The 2,336-nt window shown below is 67.2% G+C and carries 3 protein-coding genes and 1 pseudogene; 3 read left to right on the plus strand and 1 reads right to left on the minus strand.

The window, feature by feature from the left end; translation table 11 throughout:
• Window positions 1–249: 249 nt before the first annotated feature.
• A complete protein-coding gene (locus QZV72_RS02460) occupies window positions 250–456 on the minus strand; it encodes a DUF3046 domain-containing protein (RefSeq protein WP_297004836.1) in 207 nt (68 codons plus the stop codon).
• A gap of 117 nt (window positions 457–573) precedes the next feature.
• Between QZV72_RS02460 and QZV72_RS02465 the strand changes: the two genes are divergently transcribed.
• From QZV72_RS02465 to QZV72_RS02475, 3 genes and pseudogenes are all read left to right on the plus strand, one after another.
• Window positions 574–1,233, plus strand: a complete 660-nt coding sequence (locus QZV72_RS02465; RefSeq protein ID WP_297004838.1) for a biotin transporter BioY — start codon at window positions 574–576, stop codon at window positions 1,231–1,233.
• Window positions 1,233–1,943: an energy-coupling factor ABC transporter ATP-binding protein gene (locus QZV72_RS02470; protein WP_297004840.1), complete on the plus strand. Its 711-nt coding sequence runs from the start codon at window positions 1,233–1,235 to the stop codon at window positions 1,941–1,943. Before QZV72_RS02465 ends, QZV72_RS02470 begins: the two co-directional genes overlap by 1 nt.
• A pseudogene (locus QZV72_RS02475) lies at window positions 1,940–2,336 on the plus strand (energy-coupling factor transporter transmembrane protein EcfT); the annotation flags it as partial. The gene QZV72_RS02470 and the pseudogene QZV72_RS02475, both read left to right, overlap by 4 nt.

Raw genomic sequence — 2,336 nt, forward strand, 5'->3', positions numbered from 1 at the left:
CGATCTGGGCCATCGCCAGGTCGAGCGCCTTCTGCCGGTCGGCTCCTGCACCGCCCGGACCCTTCTTCTTTGCAGCCATGGTTCTCTCCTTCACCTGTGTACATGCTCAGGCCCTGCGGGCCGTCCCGGGAACAGGTCCGGATGACCTGCCCCCACTCTTCTAGACTCCGCGGAGCCCTCCGTGGTTCACCACAGTTGTACAGTCACCACCGGACACGTCCAGACAGTACACGAACTTCTGTTCGAATGTCACTCATCCTCACCCAACCTGCGCTCCTCGGGGACATCAAAGTCCTCGCACAGGGCCCACCAGAGCTCCCGGAGGTCATGCCCCTGCTCGATGAGCTGCGCAGACGTCGCCCCGAAGCCGGTGAGGACATGGGACCCCGCAATCCACGAGCCGAAGGAGTCGCCGAACTCCCCAGCGACCAACCGGTCGAATTCTGTGCGACGCATGACCACCACGCTAACAGAGCACCACGCCAACCCGGCCGCCGGACGTCCCCATGTGCCCGCAGTGGTCCGGCAACCACGACTTGAACACCGTACAAGTCTCGGGTTAAACTGCGTCCCATGTCGAACAGAACACCCGCAGTGCACGCGTCACGCCCCGTCAGCGCCGCCGATATCGCGGTCATTGCCGCCTTCGCCGCCCTGATCATCGTCCTCGGCGCCGTCTCGGTCCCGGTCGGAAGCGCTGGCGTCCCGATCGTCCTGCAGAACATGGGCGTACTCCTGGCCGGCATGATCCTCGGTTGGCGTCGCGGCGGCCTGGCGGTCCTGCTTTTCCTCGGGGTCGGTTTCCTCGGGGTCCCGAACATGGCGGGCTGGACCCCCGCACTGACTTCGGTCTCGGGGCCGACTGTCGGATACCTCGTCGGTTACGCGCTCACCGGTTTCCTCGTCGGCGCCCTGTGCGACCTTGCCCCGCGGCACCCCCGGTGGCTGCAACTCACCTGGTTCATCGTCGCCGGCGTGCTCGGCGTCACGGTCCAGTACGTGTCCGGCTCCGTCGGCCTGATGCTCCGCACCGACATGGACTTCGGTGCTGCGTTGGTCTCCAACGGTCCCTTCATCCCCGGGGACGCCGCCAAGGTCGTCGTCGCCGCCCTGGTCTCCGCAGCAGTTCTGCGGGCAGTACCCGACCTGCGAGGCGGCCGTCGGAGCAGGACCCCCGACGGTGCCCCCGACAGTGCCCCGGACGCGGACCGGACCGCGGCAGCCGCAGCCTGATGCACCCCACACCTCCCACCCCCATCACCTTCACTGAAGCCGGCGTCACCGTCGACGGTCGGATCCTGCTCCATCCGGTGACCTGCACCCTCGGCGAACAACGCATCAGCATCATCGGCGCCAACGGCTCCGGGAAGTCCACCTTCATCAGGATGATCAACGGCCTGACCACCGCCACCACCGGACATATCACCGTCGACGGACTCGACGTGGCGAAGAAGGGCCACAAGGTCCGCCAGCGTGTCGGATTCCTCTTCTCCGACCCGGACAACCAGATCATCATGCCCACCGTAGCCGAGGACGTGGCATTCTCTCTGCGCGGCACCGGACTGTCACGGCGGGGGACCGCAGACACCGTCGCCGCGGCACTCGCCTCGGTCGGGCTGTCCGGCAGAGAGGAGCAGTCGCCCCACCTGCTGTCCGGCGGCGAGAAGCAGATGCTCGCCCTCGCGTCCGTTACGGCGCTGGACCCCGCGGTGATCCTCGCCGACGAGCCCACCGGGCTGCTCGACCTGGTCAACCGCAACCGGCTGCGTCGTCGGTTCGACGCACTCTCCCAGCAGCTCATCGTGGTGACCCACGACCTGGAGCTGGCTGCGGACGCCGACCGGACGCTGTGCATCGACGACGGCCGGGTCATTGACGACGGTCCTCCCCCCGAGGTCATCCGCGGGTACATCGACCGGATGGAACGGAGGGCCCGGCCGTGATCAGTCCGTCCCGGGTTCCCCTGGGGCTCTACGTCCCCGGTACCAGCATCATCCACCGCGCCAGGCCAGGAGTGAAGATCCTCCTCCTGGCGGTGTACCTCATCACGACGGCCCTGCTCGTGGATACCTGGCAGGTGGCCGCGGGATCCCTCATCGCTGTCGTCCTCGTCGGAACCGTCATCGCACGGGTTCCGCTGCGGGCACTGGTACGCCAGCTCACGCTGGTGCTGCCGATCCTCCTGGCCGTGGGGCTGCTGCTGTGGTGGCGGACGGGCGGGGAAAAGGCCCTCACCACGGTTCTTGTGCTCCTGGCCTCCATTTCGGCCGCCCTGCTGGTGACGCTGACGACGCGTGTCGCAGCGATGATGGAGTCCTTTGAACGGGGACTACGCC

This window comes from uncultured Corynebacterium sp. (assembly GCF_902782855.1).
Taxonomy (GTDB): domain Bacteria; phylum Actinomycetota; class Actinomycetes; order Mycobacteriales; family Mycobacteriaceae; genus Corynebacterium.

Bases quoted from the DNA above. Each gene is read 5' to 3' on its own strand.
- QZV72_RS02465 (WP_297004838.1), top strand. From the start codon at position 574: ATGTCGAACAGAACACCCGCAGTGCACGCGTCACGCCCCGTCAGCGCC.
- QZV72_RS02470 (WP_297004840.1), top strand. From the start codon at position 1,233: ATGCACCCCACACCTCCCACCCCCATCACCTTCACTGAAGCCGGCGTC.
- QZV72_RS02460 (WP_297004836.1), bottom strand. From the start codon at position 456: ATGCGTCGCACAGAATTCGACCGGTTGGTCGCTGGGGAGTTCGGCGAC.